The organism is Trinickia dinghuensis (genome assembly GCF_003367175.1).
In the GTDB taxonomy this organism is placed as follows: domain Bacteria; phylum Pseudomonadota; class Gammaproteobacteria; order Burkholderiales; family Burkholderiaceae; genus Trinickia; species Trinickia dinghuensis.
This window is the reverse complement of sequence record NZ_QRGA01000005.1, coordinates 44605-62034: the sequence shown is the minus strand read 5'-3', so window position 1 is coordinate 62034 and position 17430 is coordinate 44605. Positions and strand designations below refer to the sequence as shown.

The following is a 17430-nucleotide window of genomic DNA, read 5'->3' as shown; positions in this document are numbered from 1 at the left end:
GTCTCACTGCCGATTGTTAGGGGAACTGCTTCAAAATGGCTTCGGCCAGCGCGAAATCCTCGGGATACGTGACCTTGAAGTTGCGCAAGCTGCCTCGCACGAGACGCGGCGCATGGCCGAGCCATTCGATCGCGCTCGCCTCGTCGGTCAGATCGTGGCCGTCGAGTTCGGCCCGCGCAATCGCCTCGCGCAGCATGCCGATCCGGAACATCTGCGGCGTTTGCGCTTGCCACAGCCCATTGCGGGACTCGGTGCGCGCGATCCGGTCGCCGTGCGGGACGTCGACGCGCTTGAGCGTATCGGCCACCGGCAGCGCCATGATGCCGCCCACGTCGTCGTTCGCCAGCGCCGCGATCAGCGAGCGGATCAGTTCGGGCGTAATACCGGGCCGGGCCGCGTCGTGCACGAGCACCCAGTCGTCGTCGGTTGCGCCGAGTTCGACCAGCGCATCGAGCCCGCCCCGAACCGACGCCTGCCTCGACGCGCCTCCGCAAGGACGCACGGCAAAGCGCAGCGGCGCAAAGCGCCGCGCATCGAAATGGGTGTCGTCGGGCGAAATCACGACGAGCGTTTGCGCGAGTTCCTCGCAGGCGTCGAACGCGGCCAGCGTGAAATACAGCAGTTCGCGGCCGGCGACGGAGCGGTATTGTTTGGGCATCGGCGCGCCCGAACGGCTGCCGGTGCCCGCGCAAGGAATCAGGGCGAAGAAGCGGGAAGTCACGAAATCGGAATCGGCTTGGTAAGGCCGCCAGTCAAAAATGGACGACGGATTTTATAATAGGCGCTTTGCTCCCGGCAGCCCGTTCGTCGTTCGACCTGCCGCCGGGCGCTCGAAAGCCCATTGCCCGGCCCCATGCCTGCCCTGCAGTCGGGGCTTTCGCCACTTCACAAGCTAGGCCGCACGCCCTTCGTCATGCCGCAATCCGCCACCTCGTCCGCCTCGCCCAATCTGCCGCTCGCACTCGTCAAAGCCGGTCAGCGCTTTGCGTTCGACGGCACCCACGGCTCGTCCGATGCCCTGCTGATCGCGCGCTACAGCGAAGCGGCACGTGCCCAGGCGGCGAAGGGGCAGCATCCGCTGACCGCCGTCGTCTGCGCGAGCGCCGTCGACGCCCAGCGCCTGGCGCAGGAGATCCCCTGGTTCGCTCCGGACGCGCGCGTGCGCCTGCTGCCGGACTGGGAGACGCTGCCGTACGACACCTTCTCCCCGCACCAGGACCTCGTCTCCGAACGGCTGGCGACGCTGCACGACCTCGGCGCAGGGCGTTGCGACATCCTGCTGGTGCCGGCCACGACGGCGCTGTACCGGATGCCGCCCGCGGCGTTCCTGGCCGCCTACACGTTTTCGTTCTCGCAAGGCGAGCGGCTCGACGAGGCCAAGCTGAAGGCGCAGCTGACGCTGGCCGGCTACGAGCATGTGAGCCAGGTCGTACGCCCAGGCGAATACTGCGTGCGCGGCTCGCTGCTCGACCTCTTTCCGATGGGCTCGCCGTTGCCCTACCGGATCGACTTGTTCGACGATCAGGTCGACTCGATTCGCGCATTCGATCCCGATACGCAGCGCAGCCTCTATCCTGTACGCGACGTGCGCCTGCTGCCCGGGCGCGAGTTTCCGTTCGACGAAGCGGCCCGCACGGCCTTCCGCAGCCGCTGGCGCGAAGTGTTCGAGGGCGACCCGAGCCGCTCCTCGATCTACAAGGACATCGGCAACGGCGTCCCCTCGGCGGGCATCGAGTACTACCTGCCGCTGTTCTTCGAGGAAACGGCCACCCTCTTTCACTACCTCCCCGAGGATGCGCACCTGGCTTTCGTCGGCGATCTGGACGGCGCGATCCGCCGCTTCACGGCCGATACGAAGCAGCGGTACAACTTCCTGTCGCACGACCGGGAGCGGCCGATTCTCGATCCCGAGCGCCTCTTCTTGTCCGACGACGATTTCTACACGCTCGCCAAGCCGTTCGCGCGCCTCGTGCTGCCGACGAACGGCGGCGGCGCGTGGTCCACGGCCCTGCCGGTGCTGGCGATCGATCGTCACGCCGAGGATCCCGTCCTCGCGCTGCGCCGCTATGTCGAGAGCGGCGAGCGGCGGGTGCTGGTCGCGGCCGAGTCGGCCGGCCGGCGCGAGACGATCGCGCAGTTGTTCGCGGAGCACGGCCTGCGCCCCGCGCAAGTCGATAGCTACGAGGATTGGCTCACGAGCGAGGAGCGCTTCACGCTCGGCGTCGCGCCGTTGACAGCCGGCTTCTTGCTGCCCGCGAACGGCATCGCGATCGTCACCGAAACCGAGCTCTACGGCGCGCTCGCGCGCCGCGCCGGGCGCCGCCGCCAAGAGCAGGCCAGCAGCGTCGATTCAATGGTGCGCGACCTGTCGGAACTGAAGGTCGGCGATCCCGTGGTGCACGCGCAGCACGGCATCGGCCGCTACATGGGCCTCGTCACGATGGATCTCGGCGAGGGCGAAACCGAGTTTCTGCATCTCGAATACGCGAGCGACAGCAAGCTGTACGTGCCCGTCGCGCAGTTGCACGTGATCTCGCGCTATAGCGGCGCGGATCCCGAAAGCGCCCCGCTGCACGCGCTCGGCTCGGGCCAGTGGGAAAAAGCGAAGCGCAAAGCCGCGCAGCAGATCCGCGATACGGCGGCCGAACTGCTGAATCTCTATGCCCGCCGCGCCGCGCGCGAAGGACACGCGTTCAAGCTCGACCCGCGCGATTACACGAAATTCGCCGAGAGCTTCGGCTTCGAGGAAACGCCCGACCAGGCCGCGGCCATCGCGTCGGTGATCGGCGACATGACGGCAGGCCGGCCGATGGACCGGCTCGTGTGCGGCGACGTCGGCTTCGGCAAGACCGAAGTCGCGCTGCGCGCCGCGTTCATCGCCGTGATGGCAGGCAAGCAGGTCGCACTGCTTTCGCCCACCACCCTGCTCGCCGAACAGCACACGCAAACCTTCACCGACCGCTTCGCCGATTGGCCCGTGCGCATCGCGGAACTCTCGCGCTTCAAATCGACGAAGGAAGTGAACACCGCCGTCGAGCAGATCAACGACGGCTCGGTCGACATCGTCATCGGCACGCACAAGCTGCTCTCGTCGGACGTGCGCTTCAAGCGGCTGGGCCTCGTCATCATCGACGAGGAACACCGGTTCGGCGTACGCCAGAAGGAAGCGCTCAAAGCGCTGCGCGCGGAAGTCGACGTGCTCACGCTCACCGCCACGCCGATTCCGCGCACGCTCGGCATGGCGCTCGAAGGGCTGCGCGATTTCTCGGTCATTGCGACGGCGCCGCAAAAGCGGCTGGCCATCAAAACCTTCGTGCGGCGCGAGGAAGACGGCGTCATTCGCGAGGCGATGCTGCGCGAGCTGAAGCGCGGCGGCCAGGTCTACTTCCTGCACAACGAGGTCGAAACGATCGAGAATCGCCGCGCGATGCTCGAGACGCTCGTGCCCGAGGCGCGCATCGCCGTGGCGCACGGTCAAATGCACGAGCGCGAACTCGAACGCGTCATGCGAGACTTCGTGGCGCAGCGCGCCAACGTGCTGCTTTGCACAACCATCATCGAGACCGGCATCGACGTCCCGAGCTCGAACACGATCATCATTCACCGCTCCGACAAGTTCGGCCTCGCCCAGCTGCATCAGCTACGAGGGCGTGTGGGACGCTCGCATCACCAAGCCTATGCCTACCTGCTCGTGCACGACCCGCAGGGTCTGACGAAACAGGCGCAGCGGCGGCTCGAAGCGATTCAGCAGATGGAGGAACTCGGCTCGGGCTTCTACCTCGCGATGCACGACCTCGAGATTCGCGGCACGGGCGAGGTGCTCGGGGACAAACAATCGGGCGAGATCCACGAGATCGGCTTCCAGCTTTATTCGGACATGCTGGCCGACGCCGTGAAGGCACTCAAGAACGGGAAGGAACCGGACCTCACGGCGCCGCTCGCCGCAACCACCGAAATCAATCTGCACGCGCCCGCGATTCTGCCGGCCGACTACTGCGGCGACGTGCAGGAGCGCCTGTCGATCTACAAGCGCTTGGCCAGCTGCGAGACGAGCGATTCGATCGACGATATCCAGGAAGAGCTGATCGATCGCTTCGGCAAGCTGCCCGCGCAAGCGCACGCGCTCGTCGAAACGCATCGGCTGCGGCTGGCCGCGAAACCGCTCGGCATCTCGAAGATCGATGCCGGGGAAGCGGCAATCAGCCTGCAGTTCGTGCCGAACCCGCCGATCGACGCGATGCGCATCATCGAGATGGTGCAGAAGCACAAGCACATCAAGCTCGCGGGACAAGACAAGCTGCGCATCGAAACGCGCAGCCCGGACCTGTCCGTGCGGCTCGCGACCGTCAAGGAATCGCTGCGCGCGCTCGGCGCGCCGGGGCGGCAAAGCGCGGGGGCAGCGGCGCGCTAATCAAGCGCGGCCGTTCGCGGCGGGGCCGGTTTTACCGGCCCGGGGCGCGGCGCGATCGACGGATCGGGGCGCCCCATCCCAGCCGTTTTGCGCGCGCACAATGGCGCACTGCACAAGCGCAAATCCGCGGCATTGCTTGGGGTCTTCCCGAATTTTTCGGTATGATCGGAGCCACTTAAAGGCTGGAGCTTCGTCATGTCGCTGGATGCTGAAACAGCACCGTTTTCCCCGCCCTCCTCGCAATCCCGGCCGGCCTCGGCTTCCCCCGCCCCCGCTTCGCAATCGCCGCTCGGCCTCGCCTGGATCGAGCGTTTGGTATCGATCGATACAACGAGTCGCGTACCGAACCTCGGGCTGATCGAGATGGTGCGAGATGAGCTCGCGGCGCTCGGGATCGTTTCGACGCTGACGCACGATCACCGCGGACAATGGGCGAACCTGTTCGCGACGATCCCCGCTCACGACGGCGCGACGAACGGTGGCGTAGTCCTCTCGGGGCACACGGATGTCGTGCCCGTCGACGGTCAAGCGTGGGATACCGACCCGTTCAAGCCCGAAGTGCGTGGCGGCCGGCTCTACGGACGCGGCACCTGCGACATGAAAGGCTTCATCGGCAGCGCACTTGCGCTCGTGCCGGAGATGCTGGCCGTGGGGCTTGCCAAGCCGATTCACCTCGCGCTCTCGTTCGACGAGGAGATCGGCTGCAACGGCGCGCCGTACATGATTGCAGATCTAGTCCAACGCGGCCTGAAGCCCGATGGATGCATCGTCGGCGAGCCGACGAGCATGCGCCCCATCGTCGCGCACAAGGGCATCAATGCCTATCGCTGCTGCGTGCGCGGGCACGCGGCCCATTCGTCGCTGACGCCGAAGGGATTGAATGCGATCGAGTACGCGGCGCGCCTGATCTGCCATATCCGCGACCTGGCCGATGCCATGCGCCGCGACGGCCCGTTCGACGAGCACTACGACGTTCCGTTCACGACCGCGCAAACGAGTACGATCGAAGGCGGCAACGCGATCAACACGGTGCCGGCGGAGTGCCGCTTCGCGTTCGAATTCCGCAACTTGCCGACGCTCGATCCCGAAACGATCTTCGCGCGCATCGAGCGCTACGCGCACGAGACGCTGCTGCCGCAAATGCGCCGAGCGCACCCCGACGCGGCCATCGAATTCACGAAGATCGCCGCGGCGCCGGGGCTCGACGCCTCGGAACAAGCGGCCATCACGGCACTCGTGCGGGCGCTGACGGCCAATCGCGAAACGCGCAAGGTGGCCTACGGCACCGAGGCCGGACTGTTCGCGCGCGCCGGCGTGCCGAGCATCGTCTGCGGCCCGGGCGATATCGAACAGGCGCACAAGCCGAACGAATTCGTCGAGCTCTCGCAGCTCGCCGCATGCGAGGATTTCCTGCGCAAATTCATCCACAGCATGACGGTCGGCGCGCAAGCCTAGCGAACCAAGGCCCTTTTTCTCGATCGATCAATCATTCACGCACTCACGAACGACGCGCTCCGAGCCATGTCCACCGCCATGCCGCAGCCCAGCAATCGCACGATCGATGCCGAACCGATCCCCACGCTCGACGCGATTGCCTCGCAGCATTTCGCGTTGACGCCGTGGGTGTTGCGTACCCCCGTGTTCGAGCGCCATGACTTCCCGTCGCTCGAAGGCACGTCGATCAACTTCAAGTTCGAACTGCTGCAAGCGAGCGGCTCGTTCAAGGCGCGTGGTGCATTCACGAATCTGCTCGCGCTCGACGCCGCGCAGCGCAGCGTTGGCGTCACCTGCGTGTCGAGCGGCAATCACGCCGCGGCCGTCGCTTATGCGGCGATGCGGCTCGGCGTGAGCGCGAAGGTCGTCTTGCTGCGCACGACCAGCGCTGCGCGTGTCGCGCTGTGCGAGCACTACCGCGCAGAAACGGTCATCGCCGATTCGCCGGCTCAGGCGTTCGATCTCGTGCGGCGCATCGAAGCCGAGGAAGGCCGCTTCTTCGTGCATCCGTTCAACGGCTATCGAACCGTGCTCGGCACGGCCACGCTCGGCTATGAGTGGGCGACGCAAACGCCCGACCTCGATGCCGTGATCGTGCCGATCGGGGGCGGCGGGCTCGCCGCGGGCGTCTCCACGGCGCTGCGCTTGGCCAATGCGCGCGTGCACGTCTTCGGCGTCGAGCCCGAAGGCGCCGATGTCATGAGCAAGAGCTTCGCCGCCAACCATACGGTCAAGATGGGGGCTGGCGCCATGAACACGATCGCCGATTCGCTGGCCGTGCCCCACACCGAGCAATACAGCTACGAGCTGTGCCGCCGCCATATCGATCGCATCGTCACGGTCTCCGACGATGCGCTGCGCGTCGCAATGGCCAAACTGTTCACGCGCCTGAAGATCGCCGTCGAACCCGCCTGCGCGGCACCGCTTGCGGCCCTGCTCGGCCCGCTGCGCGAGACGCTGCAGGGCAAACGCGTCGGCGTGCTGCTGAGCGGCTCGAATACCGATCCGGCTACGTTCGCCTCGCAGATCGAGCGCGTGCAGGCCTGAGGTGAAGGTTATCCCCAGATTGTGTTGAAAGACCTGTTGATAAGCTCTGCGCGAAAGCGCTAAGCGGTTGTACGCACAACGATTTTTTGCCGAGCTTCGTTCGTGTCAGATTTCGAACGAATGCAAGCGCGCGAGCGCCGAACCCGAGCACCGGCCTAGCACCGGACAACCGCCTTCAACCACCCGATTCCGCGCGGTGAACGGCGATGCCCTCCATCGGATCCATCGCCTCGCGCCACGGCGCGCGCTCGAGCATGCGGCGCGTGTCCTCATACCCGGCCGCGCGGCGGCGCGCGATGCCGTCCGGCGAGAAGTCGATGTCCTTGTGCAGATCGTCGTCGCCGAAGCTCGGCGCATCGAGTTCGATCACTTGCATGGTGGTGCCGCAGCCCCAGGCGAGCAGGTCCTGCACAGCCTGCATGTCCCGCATCGGCTCCGCGACGTATTGCCCGAGTTCACGGATCACGTGGCGCAGGCGGTGAATCTGCCGTTGACGTTCCAAATGGCTCTGCGCGCGGCTCGAATACTGGATGTCGCGCTGGCGCACCATCGCTTCGACGATCGACTCGGGCTCGCGCCCGCTCGCGGGCCACAGTTGCACGGCGAAGATGACGGAGCTGCGGCGCGGCCGATCGTCGAGCACGGCTTCGAGCGGCGTATTCGAATAGATACCGCCATCCCAATACGACTCGCCGTCGAGTTGAACGGACGGAAACCCGGGCGGAAACGCGGCCGACGCCATCACGTGCTCGACCGTGAGCCGTTCGTCGCGATTCGTGAAGTAGCGCATGCGCGCATCGGTGACCTGCACGGCTCCAACGGTGAGCCGGACGTCGCGCGTGTCGAGGTAGTCGAAATCGACGAGGGTGTGCAGCGTTTCGCGCAGCGGCTGCGTCGAATAGAACGCGGCATGCTCGCGCCCGAGCGGTGTGTTCAACGCCCACCATGCGGACGGCGACGGCGTGAAGAATGCGGGAATGCCTTGAAGGAAGATCGACGCGCGGCGCCACCAATCGTCGAAGGTGGGCAGCCACCCTGACGTCACGCCGCCCGCGGCAGCGACGCGCGACCAAAACGCATCGAGCTTTTCGAGCCGGGCCTCGCGGGGATTGCCGGCGATGATCGCGCCGTTGACGGCGCCGATCGAGGTGCCGATGACCCAATCGGGCTCGATGCCGGCATCGTGCAACGCCTGATAGACGCCGGCCTGATAAGCGCCAAGCGCACCCCCGCCTTGCAGCACCAGCACGACCTGACCGGCGATCGAGGGGTGCCCCGATCCTTCCGTAGGCGGCTCGCAGTCGCCGCCCGTCACGTTTTCGTCCATCTGCCTCTCCGTTGTCACGCGAAGCAATCTGTCCGACATACGCAGGAAAGCGGTGCCCGGATGCGTCCTACCCTGCGTCTTATCCTACAAGTTACTAGTGACCTTTGAAGAGATCGAGAATCTGCTTCTGCTCTTGCTGCGTCACGTCGGGCGGGGGCGCCGGCGGCGTCGCCAGGCCCGCCGGACCGACCGATCCGACAGCGGCGCTCGCATCGCTGGCCGCGCCGGCCAGCGCGGTGCCCGAATCCATGCCGATGCTCGCGACGTAGCCATTGCCCGGCACCTTATCGGCCAGATAAAGCTCGCCGTCGATCGTCGTCACGTCTTGCGGCATCGCCATCGGCTGATCGGGCACGCCGCGCAGCGCGTGGCCCATGTAGTCGACCCAGATCGGCAGCGCGAGCTGCGCGCCGAATTCGCGGCTGCCGAGGCTCTTAGGCTGATCGTAGCCCATCCAAGCCACGGCGACGAGCGTGGGCTGATAGCCCGCGAACCAGCCGTCCTTGGCGTCGTTCGTCGTACCGGTCTTGCCGGACAGATCCGAGCGATGCAGCACGTTCGTGCCCGCGCCCGTGCCCGCAGTGGCCACCGAGTGCAACAGGCTGTTCATGATGTATGCGTTGCCGGCGCTGAGCGAGCGCGGCGCGTTTTGGCCCGCGACGATCGGCTCCGCCTTCGAAATCGGTTGGCCGCGCGCGTCGTCGACTTCGGCGATCAGATACGGGTTGACGCGATAGCCGCCGTTGGCGAAGACCGAGTACGCCACGGCCGATTGCAGCGGCGTGACGAGGCCGGCGCCGAGCGCCATCGGCAAGTACGGCGGGGTTTTGTCGGCGTCGAAGCCGAAACGCTGCGTCACGTAGTCTTGCGCGTACTTCGTGCCGATGTAGGAGAGGATCCGGATCGAGACGAGGTTCTTCGATTTCTCGAGCGCGACGCGCATCGTCATCGGCCCTTCGGGATGATCGTCGTCCTTCGGCTCCCACGGCTGGCCCCCCGGCGAGCTGGGCGGGAAATACAGCGGCGCGTCGTCGATGAGCGTTGCCGGCGCGAGGCCCTTTTCGAGCGAGGCCGAATAGATGAACGGCTTGAAGCTCGAACCCGGCTGGCGCCAAGCCTGCGTGACGTGGTTGAACTTGTTCTTGTTGAAGTCGAAGCCGCCGACGAGCGCGCGCACGGCGCCGTCCTGCGGCGACAGCGAGACGAGCGCGCCTTCGACCTGCGGCAGTTGCGTGATCTGCCAATTGCCCTTCGCATCGGGCATCAAACGCACGATCGAGCCCACGCGGATGCGCTGCGCCTGCGACGCGCGAGCGCTCAAGCCCGATGCCGCGAAACGCAGGCCGTCGCCCGTGACCTGAGCCGTGCCGCCGTCCACGAACTGCACCGTCACTTGCTTGGGGCTCGCGTCGGTCACCACGCCCGCGACGAGTTCGCCGTCGTCGGGGTGATCGGCCAGTGCGTCGTCGATCGCCTCGTCGCGCTGGTCGCCCGCCTCCGGCAACTCGACGAACCCTTCGGGCCCGCGATAGCCGTGCCGGCGCTCGTAGTCCATCACGCCCTTGCGCACCGCATGGTAGGCGGCATCCTGATCGGCCGAGTCGATCGTCGTCGTGACCGACAGGCCGCGCGTGTAGGTTTCGTCCTTGTACTGCGCATACATCATCTGCCGCACCATTTCGGCGACGTACTCGGCATGCACGCTGTACTCGTTGCCGCCGGCCTTCGTGTGGATCGGCTCCTTCACGGCTTCGTCGTATTGCGCCTGCGTGATGTAGCGCAGCTCGAGCATCCGCTTCAGGATGTATTCCTGCCGGATCTTCGCGCGCTTCGGATTGACGATCGGGTTGTACGCCGAGGGCGCCTTGGGCAGCCCCGCGAGCATCGCGGCCTGCGCCACCGTGATGTCCTTCAGATCCTTGCCGAAATACACGCGCGCGGCCGCGGCGAAGCCGTAGGCGCGCTCGCCCAGATAGATCTGGTTCATGTAAAGCTCGAGGATCTGATCCTTCGTGAGCGCGCGCTCGATCTTGTACGCGAGCATCATCTCGTAGATCTTGCGCGTGTAGGTCTTCTCGCTCGACAGGAAGAAGTTGCGCGCCACCTGCATCGTGATCGTGCTGGCGCCCTGCGAGGCGCCGCCGTGCATCAGATCGGTCGTGCCCGCGCGCAGGATGCCGATGAAGTCGACGCCGCCGTGCTCGTAGAAGCGGTAGTCCTCGATCGCGAGAACCGCCTTCTTCATGATGTCGGGGATGTCGTTGAAACGCACGAGGCTGCGGCGCTCCTCGCCGAATTCGCCGATCAGCACGTGATCGGCCGTATAGACGCGCAGCGGCACTTTCGGCCGGTAGTCGGTCAGCGCATCGAGCGAAGGCAATTGCGGTGCCATCACAATCAGCGCATAGCCGACGATCAGCGCGCCGACAACGGCCAGCGAGGCCACGAGGCCTGCGAACGTCAGCGCGATGCGCGCGCCAAGGGAGCGGCGGCTGGCGGGAGCGGAACGGGGAGGATCTCGGTCGTCGGCCGGGCGGTCGGCGGAAGGCGGTCGTTTAATCGTAGGCATGACGGCATGAATGGCGAAGCGACTCTCAGCGCCTCGCTCGCGCGGGCGGCAAGCCGCCGCGCAACTCGTAGTAATCGTGTGGTCGGCCATGTACGGCAGCGAACCGCCGAGCGGGCCAACTGCGCATTTTAATGAAATCGCCGCTGGGGCATCGGAATTTTTTTGTAAGAATTGACACAATCCGGCATCTTCGCCCGATAGGTGGAAGTTATCAACAGAAAATGTTGAAAGACCTGTGGAGAAGCTGCAGAAAACGCGCGCAAGTCGTTGAACCGGCACGAATATCGCCGCCGCCCGCATTTTGGAGCAGCGCGTGCCGCTTTATGATGGAAAATGTCGTTGCCCCGCCCCGATTTCCGGGCCCGCCCCGTGCGAACCATAGGGCGTGTCCAATGCCAGCGAGCCGCCCATGAGCCAAAGTAGCGAACGCCTCGTCGTCTTCGTCACGCCCGCGCAAAAACGAGTCCTCACGGCTCGTGCCGCGAGCATGGGCATCAGCCTCAGCGAACTCGTACGGCGCGCGGTGCTCGCATTCGACGAGACGGGCCAAGAGGTGCGCGCGGCGGGGCTCGTCGATCGTCTCGGCGCGGCAAGCGAGGCCAGCCGGAAAAGCGATACGCTGCGCCGTCTCGCGCAAGGACAAGCGCAAGCGCCGGCACAGGCCGAGCCGCGGGAACGCGCGGCCGCGGCGCCCGGCGGCACGCCGCGCAAGTCCGGCGGCGCGCCTTCGCATGGCGCCGATCCATCGGATCCGGCGGCCGATAGCCCTGCTGCGCTCCCCGTGGCCGCGGCCGTGGCGCGGGCGCTCGTCGCCCAGGAGGCGGCACAGGCCGACGAGCGCCTGGACGCCGAAACCGAAGCGCTCGTGGCCCGCGTCATTCATCCCGCGCCGGGTGGCTCGGTTTAAGCGTGTTTTAACCCGACGCTGATGTACTATCCGCTGGCGGCAAAAACTGGGACGCGATGACCGCGCGGCCCTTGCAATCGCGGCTTGCGCCCCGACATTCGGCTCGCGCGCCGCGCTGCCGGGTGCAACGCGGCGTAGCATAGACATCGGTACGGGATGAACCGCCACACGCTCGCGCCCGGCGCCGAATTCAATTCACGGAGGTTTTCATGTCGCTATTCGATTCTATTTCGCGCACCGTCAAAGGCTTGCTCAACGACGCCGCCGATTCCGTGCAGGACCCCTCGCGCGACGCGCGCCAGATCGTGCGCGAACTCGACGACAGCATCGGCAAGGCGGAGAACGCGCTGATCGAAATCGAGGCGCAAGTCGCCACGCAGCAAAGCAAGCGCGACGCCGCGGCCGAAAAGGCGAAGAAGTACGAAGACGGCGCCAAGCGCGCGCTGCAATCGGGCGACGAAGGGCTCGCGCGCGAAGCGCTGTCCGCCCAGGCGAATGCCGAAGCCGAGCGCGACGCGCTGGCCAAGGAGCTCGCCACGCTCGAGCCGTCCGTCGATCAGCTCAAGGGCCAAATCGCCGATATGCGCCAGCGCCGCAACGATCTGAACGCACGCTCGAGCATCATTCAAGCGAAGCAGGAAATCGCGCAGGCCAAGGATGTGGCGGCCACCGCGCTCGGCGGCATCGGCGGCAAGAATCTGTCCGAAGATTTCCGCAAGCTCGAGGATAAGGTCGCGCTGTCGAACGCCCGCTCCGATGCACGGCTGAATTCGGCCGATACGTCCTCGGGCAAGGGGCTCGAAGATAAACTCGCGGCGCTGGATCACGGCCCGTCGGTCGAGGATCGCCTCGAGGCGCTGAAGAAGCAGATGAACACGAATACGCCGGCGCAATGACGCCGTGCGATGCGCCGCGCCGGCCGGTGCGGCGCTCGAACACAGGTTGATGGTTATGGAGACGGGCGCGCGTCGCCCGGTTCACTCGATGAAGACATTCCTCGCAGCCTTTGGGGCCGCCCTGCTATTCGTTTCGAGCGCGGCCTTCGCGGCCGTGCCGACCGCGAGCCAAGTCGATCAGGCGATGTCGCAAGGCAACTGGCAGCAAGCCGATACCGAGTTGTCGCAAGTGCTCGCGGCTCATCCGAACAACGCCCACGCGCACTATCTGTACGGTCAGGTCCTCGCGAAGGAAGGCCGCTACGCCGATGCGCTGACGCAAGTCCAGCAGGCCAAGACGCTCGATCCGCAAATCCGCTTCACGAGCCCGGCCCGCTTCAACCAAGTCGAATCGCACATTCGCGCGGAGGCGAACCGCACAGGCGCCGCGGTCGCGCCGGCGCAGAGCACCGGCACCCAGCTCGCGGGCGCCCTGCCGTCCACGCCCGCGCCGGTTCATCACCGCGGGCCCTCGATGGTCGCGTGGATCGTGCTGGCGATCGTGATAGTCGGCATCGTCTTGATTCTGCGCTGGACGCTGCGCCGCGCACGCTCGAACGAAGACGGCCGCGCCGACGAAGAGCGCCGCGCCCAGTTGAAGCGCGCGACAGAACTGCTCAACTCGGCTCGCGCGCTCAAGCTCGACGCGCGCCTGTCCAGCGCGCCGGGCCACGAAACGCTGGCCGGCGAAGTCGAAGGCGTCGAGAACCAGTTGCGCACGCTCGTCGAAACGCTCTCGAACAACGGCAACCCGGTCCCGGCCTATCAGCTCGAGGATCTGGCCCGGCGGATCGAGAGCCTGCGGGCCCGAGCCGAAGGCCGGCCCGATCCGAACGCGCAAACGTCCGGTGCCGGCCCCTCGGCCTATGCGCAAGAAGCCGAGCGGCTGCAGCAGCAACAGGCCCCCTACGGGATGCAGCAGCCGTATCCGCCGCAACAGCAGGCGCCCGTCATCGTTCAGCAAGGCGGTGGAGGCATGGATGGTCTGCTCACGGGCGTGCTGCTCGGCCAAGCGATGTCGGGCCGTGATCGCGTGATCGAACGCGACGTCTATATCGACGACGACGAAGCGCGCCGCCGTGCCGCGGAACGCAACGACGGAGGCAATGTCGATCTCGGCCAGGGCTCGAACGACTGGGACGACAACAGCGGCGGCAACGGCGGCGGTGTCGACTTCGGCGGGGACGACTCGGGCGGCGGCTGGAGCGATAACTGAGCGTGACGCGTTCGCTTGAGGTCCCGCTGCGCGTAGCGATCATCGGCAGCGGGTTCGCCGGGATCGGCATGGCGATCCGGCTAAAGCAGATGGGTGTCGCCTCGCTGACGATCTACGAAGCGGCGTCCGACATCGGCGGCACCTGGCGCGACAACGCCTACCCGGGTGCCGCCTGCGACATCCCCTCCCACCTGTACTCGTTCTCCTTCGCGCCGAATCCCGCGTGGTCCCGCACGTTCGGTTCGCAGGCGGAAATTCTCGACTACCTGAAGCGCTGCGCGAGCGAGCACGGCATCGCACCGCTGATTCGCTGCAACGCGCGCGTGGCGAAGGCAAGCTTCGACGACGCCGCCCGCGTCTGGCGACTCGACATCGTAGCGCCCGCCGGCGTAGGGACGCCCCACATAGCGACGCGCGACGTAGCGACGCCCGGCCTATCCGAAACGGTCGAGGTCGACGTCGTCATCGCGGCGAATGGCCCGCTCTCGCGCCCGGCAATACCCGATATCCCCGGAATCGAGCGCTTCGGCGGCGCGCTGTTCCATTCGGCGCGCTGGGATCACGGGTATCCGCTCGAAGGCAACACGGTGGCCGTCATCGGCACCGGCGCAAGCGCCGTGCAATTCATCCCCCACGTTCAACGGCGCGTGGCGCGGCTGCAGGTATTTCAACGCACGGCACCGTGGATCATGCCGCGGCCCGACCGCCCGATCGGGCCCTACGCGCGGCGCGCGTTTCGCTTCGTGCCCTTCGTGCAGCGTCTCGCGCGCTGGACCCTCTACTGGCGCCATGAAGCGCGCGGGCTTGCCTTCGTCGTCAATCCGAAATGGATGCGCGCGCCGATGCGCTTCGCCACGCGCTATCTCGAGCGGCGCGTGAAAGACCCGGCGCTGCGCGCCAAGCTCACGCCTGACTATCTGCTCGGCTGCAAACGCGTGCTGCTCTCGAGCGATTACTACCCGGCGCTCACCCAACCGAATGTCGAAGTCGTCACCGCGCCGATCCGCGAGATCGTCGCCGACGGGCTCCTGACCGAGGATGGGCGCCACCATCGCGTCGATGCGATCGTCTGCGGGACGGGCTTCGAACTCGCGGATGCCGGCGCGCCGTTCCCCGTCGTCGGGGCCCACGGCGCCGACCTCGATGCGCGTTGGCTCAGCGAAGGCCCGCAAGCCTATCTCGGCACGAGCATCTCGGGCTTTCCGAACTTCTTCATGATGATCGGCCCGAACACCGGACTCGGGCACAACTCGATGGTCTACATGATCGAGTCGCACATCGCCTATATCGCAAGCTGCTTGCGTACGCTTTGCCGCCGCCAAGCACGGACGATGGAGGTCCGCGAGGACGTGGAGTTCGCTTTCAACGAACGGCTGCGGGACGCGTTCGGCGGGACAGTTTGGATGAGCGGCTGCCGCAGCTGGTACCTCTCGAAGCGTGGCGGAAATACCGCGTTGTGGCCCGGCTTCAGTTTCACGTTCCGGCGGCTCACGCGGCGCGTGCGCGCCGACGATTACCGTTTCGTAGATTAGTTAGCTGGCTAGCGCGGGTTGCCCGACGAAAGGCTCTTTCGAAAGCCGAGCCCCGCCGGCCCGCTGCGACTGGTCGAGCGTATGAGCCTGCACATGAAAGACCGCCACCGCGGCATCGAGCTGCGCCGCCTGCTCTTCGAGCGAGGCCGCGGCCGCGGCCGCCTCTTCGACGAGCGCCGCGTTCTGCTGCGTGACGGAATCCATCTGCACGACGGCCCGGTTGATCTGCTCGATACCCGTCGACTGCTCGCCCGACGCGGCGCTGATCTTGCCGATGATGTCGGTCACGCGATGCACCGACGTCACCACTTGATCCATCGTCTGACCCGCACGGCCCACGAGCGCGCTGCCGTTCTGAACCTTGTCGGCCGACGCCGCGATCAGCGACTTGATCTCCTTGGCGGCGCTCGCGCTGCGTTGCGCGAGGCTGCGCACTTCGCCGGCCACGACCGCGAAGCCGCGGCCCTGCTCGCCCGCGCGCGCCGCTTCGACGGCCGCGTTCAGTGCGAGAATGTTCGTCTGGAACGCGATGCCTTCGATCACGCCGATGATGTCGCCGATCTGGTGCGAGCTCGACGCGATGTCCTCCATCGTGCGCACGACGTCGCCGACGACCTCGCCGCCGCGCGTCGCGGTGTCCGACGCGTCGCGAGCAAGATCGGTCGCCTCGAGCGCATGCGAGGCGTTCAGCTTCACCGTCGCCGTCAATTGCTCCATGCTGGACGCCGTTTCCTGCAGCGATGCCGCTTGCTGCTCGGTCCGCTGCGACAGATCGGCATTGCCCGTCGCGATTTCGCGCGCGCCGTGCATGATCGCTTCCGAACCCGTCCGTACGCGCGAGACGGTAGCGACGAGCGCCGCCTGCATGCTCTGCAGGCCGACGAGCAGACGCCCCATTTCATTGCGCTGATCGGCGGCAATCGTCCCGGTCAGGTCGCCCGAGGCGATGCGCTCGCAATGGCGAACGACGGCGTCGATGGGCCGCACGACGGCCGACACGAGCGCGGCCCTGGCGAACAAGCCGATCAGCAGCGCGGCGACAGCGATTGCCGCGGCACCCATCGCCAGCTGATGGAACGTCGCTTGCGCGGCGGCATAGCGCGCCTCCTGATGCGAGACCTGCAGCGCTTCGAGCTGGGCAATCGCCGTCTCATAGCGCGCGTACAGTTCCTTTGCGGTTTGCCCTTGGAGCGTGCGGAACGTGTTGAAGTCGTTCTGCTCGAGCGCTTGGAATTCGGGGGTGATCGCCTGTTGCACGAGGGCGGCGCGCGCCGTCGCAACGGCATCGGCCAAGCGCGATTCGTTCTCGTCGCGCGGCTTCTTCAGATAATCGGCCCACTGCGCGTCGCTGTCCTTGAGCACGCCGTGCGCCTTGGGAAGCAAATCGTCGCCGGCCTTGCCCATCGAAAATAGGGTCTCATAGCCGCCCAGTGCGAGGCGCACCTGCAGCATGCGTTCGGAGCTCGTCTTCAAATGCGTGAGCGCGGCCGTATCGGTCGCATACATTTGCTGGAGCGCGCTATTGCTCTGCTGCAGGCCCAGCATGCCGGCGGCCATTGCCGCGATCAGCGCGAGCGTGTATCCCGCGATCGTGAGCGTCAGCCCACCGCGTATCGTAAAGCGTTTGAACATGGCATTGCCGTGCGTGCGCTCATGACGAGGCGTAGCACGGTCCCCTCCGAGGTGATGGTAATGCGCACACGGTGCGGCTCTCTGATGGAGCGTCGGATGTACCCGGCCTGCTGCGAGTGGATTGATCGGGCGCGTCGTGCGTGCGAAGGTTCTTGCGCAATCTAAGTGTTTCGCGGCGATTGTGCAATGGCTGGAAGCACGATTGTCATACTATCGACATCCCTACTTAAGTCCTGCCGCACATCGTCCGTTAACGCATAGGAAGGCCCATCGCTCGGTGCCGTTTTCGCCCGCTTCCGGCGGCTCGCCGCCCTTGCCCGTCGCTCGCGTAAGTACCGCGTAAGCGAGATCCGATAGATA

11 protein-coding genes are annotated in these 17430 nt (G+C 66.2%); 7 read left to right on the top strand and 4 right to left on the bottom strand.

Annotation, left to right across the window (positions count from 1 at the left end):
• Positions 1-16: 16 nt before the first annotated feature.
• Positions 17-721, bottom strand: coding sequence for a 2-C-methyl-D-erythritol 4-phosphate cytidylyltransferase (ispD, locus tag DWV00_RS08405; RefSeq protein WP_115533118.1), 705 nt, complete (start codon positions 719-721; stop codon positions 17-19).
• 192 nt (positions 722-913) lie between these two features.
• On the opposite strand from ispD, the gene mfd reads away from it, so the two are divergent.
• The 3 genes from mfd (at position 914) to DWV00_RS08390 (ending at position 6952) form a co-directional block, all read left to right on the top strand.
• Positions 914-4411 carry a transcription-repair coupling factor gene (gene mfd / locus DWV00_RS08400; protein ID WP_115533380.1) on the top strand — a complete coding sequence of 1166 codons (3498 nt, stop codon included), beginning with the start codon at positions 914-916 and terminating at the stop codon, positions 4409-4411.
• A gap of 195 nt (positions 4412-4606) precedes the next feature.
• Positions 4607-5866, top strand: a complete 1260-nt coding sequence (gene argE / locus DWV00_RS08395; RefSeq protein ID WP_115533117.1) for an acetylornithine deacetylase — start codon at positions 4607-4609, stop codon at positions 5864-5866.
• Positions 5867-5932: 66 nt separating this feature from the next.
• Positions 5933-6952 carry a threonine/serine dehydratase family protein gene (locus DWV00_RS08390; protein ID WP_115533116.1) on the top strand — a complete coding sequence of 340 codons (1020 nt, stop codon included), beginning with the start codon at positions 5933-5935 and terminating at the stop codon, positions 6950-6952.
• 175 nt (positions 6953-7127) lie between these two features.
• Here the strand turns inward: DWV00_RS08390 and DWV00_RS08385 are convergent, their stop codons facing one another.
• Complete coding sequence (locus DWV00_RS08385; protein WP_181885389.1) at positions 7128-8279, bottom strand: patatin-like phospholipase family protein; 1152 nt, start codon at positions 8277-8279, stop codon at positions 7128-7130.
• A gap of 94 nt (positions 8280-8373) precedes the next feature.
• Positions 8374-10848 carry a penicillin-binding protein 1A gene (locus tag DWV00_RS08380; protein WP_115533379.1) on the bottom strand — a complete coding sequence of 825 codons (2475 nt, stop codon included), beginning with the start codon at positions 10846-10848 and terminating at the stop codon, positions 8374-8376.
• Positions 10849-11257: 409 nt separating this feature from the next.
• Here DWV00_RS08380 and DWV00_RS08375 point away from each other — a divergent pair, with 409 nt between their 5' ends.
• The 4 genes from DWV00_RS08375 (at position 11258) to DWV00_RS08360 (ending at position 15438) form a co-directional block, all read left to right on the top strand.
• A complete protein-coding gene (locus tag DWV00_RS08375; RefSeq protein ID WP_115533114.1) occupies positions 11258-11755 on the top strand; it encodes a hypothetical protein in 498 nt (165 codons plus the stop codon).
• 209 nt (positions 11756-11964) lie between these two features.
• Positions 11965-12651, top strand: coding sequence for a PspA/IM30 family protein (locus DWV00_RS08370; RefSeq protein WP_115533113.1), 687 nt, complete (start codon positions 11965-11967; stop codon positions 12649-12651).
• Positions 12652-12739: 88 nt separating this feature from the next.
• Complete coding sequence (locus DWV00_RS08365; protein ID WP_115533378.1) at positions 12740-13906, top strand: tetratricopeptide repeat protein; 1167 nt, start codon at positions 12740-12742, stop codon at positions 13904-13906.
• Positions 13907-13908: 2 nt separating this feature from the next.
• On the top strand, positions 13909-15438 hold the full coding sequence (locus DWV00_RS08360) for a flavin-containing monooxygenase (RefSeq protein ID WP_245964787.1): 1530 nt from the start codon (positions 13909-13911) through the stop codon (positions 15436-15438).
• On the opposite strand, the gene DWV00_RS08355 is transcribed toward DWV00_RS08360, so the two are convergent.
• Positions 15439-17070: a methyl-accepting chemotaxis protein gene (locus DWV00_RS08355; protein WP_115533112.1), complete on the bottom strand. Its 1632-nt coding sequence runs from the start codon at positions 17068-17070 to the stop codon at positions 15439-15441. It abuts the gene before it with no gap.
• Positions 17071-17430: the final 360 nt, after the last annotated feature.